1 protein-coding gene is annotated in these 736 nt (G+C 46.3%); it reads right to left on the reverse strand.

The window, feature by feature from the left end; genetic code table 11:
- Positions 1-163: 163 nt before the first annotated feature.
- Positions 164-736 (reverse strand): IS630 family transposase (locus EDI28_RS26115; RefSeq protein ID WP_128786709.1); only part of this gene is annotated, 573 nt, incomplete at its 5' end.

The raw sequence follows: 736 nt of genomic DNA on the forward strand, positions 1-736 counted from the left end.
TTAGAATACCGGCCTGTCACGCCGGGGGTCGCGGGTTCGAGTCCCGTCCGCTCCGCCACTTACACTAAACCCAAGCAGAAATGCTTGGGTTTTTTTACGTCTGAATGTTTTGTTTGTTCTTCAGCAGAGTGTCTTTTTCCGCCTTTCATACCAATCTGTAAAATTAACTGATCAGTTGAATCCAATCTCTTGAGCACATTTCTGCCACCCTTTGACCACTCTCTAGAAAACGATTCCAAGCCGTACAARCCTTATCAACAATATCGTCATAATCCTTAAATGCTTGATTGGCTAAACAGTGCTGCCGCATCCAACYCCATACTTGTTCTATTGGATTCAACTCYGGGGAGTAGGGCGGAATTTTTATGAYACTGACATTGTCGAAATCATCGGCTACATCATCAGTATGCCAGCCCGCGCCGTCCATGACGACAACCGCATGGCGGCCTTTTTCCGTCGCCTTAGATATTTGTTCAAGATGTAGGTGCATGATGTTTTTATTGGTCCATGGGACAACTAACGCTTCGCCTATACCTCGGCTGGGGCAGACGGAACCAAAGAGATAAGCATATTCAAACTGCTGCTGTTTTACTGCTCTCGGACGAGAACCTGTTGCAGCCCAAAGGCGTGTTGTGGTGTTTTGTTGGCCGAACCTAGCTTCATCCTGAAACCAGATATCAACACTCTCAAGCCTTATGTGGCCAGGGATCTTAAGGATCGTTTCAATTTTGAATTT

The sequence above is a fragment of the Photobacterium chitinilyticum genome (genome assembly GCF_004104355.1).
Lineage (GTDB): Bacteria > Pseudomonadota > Gammaproteobacteria > Enterobacterales > Vibrionaceae > Photobacterium > Photobacterium chitinilyticum.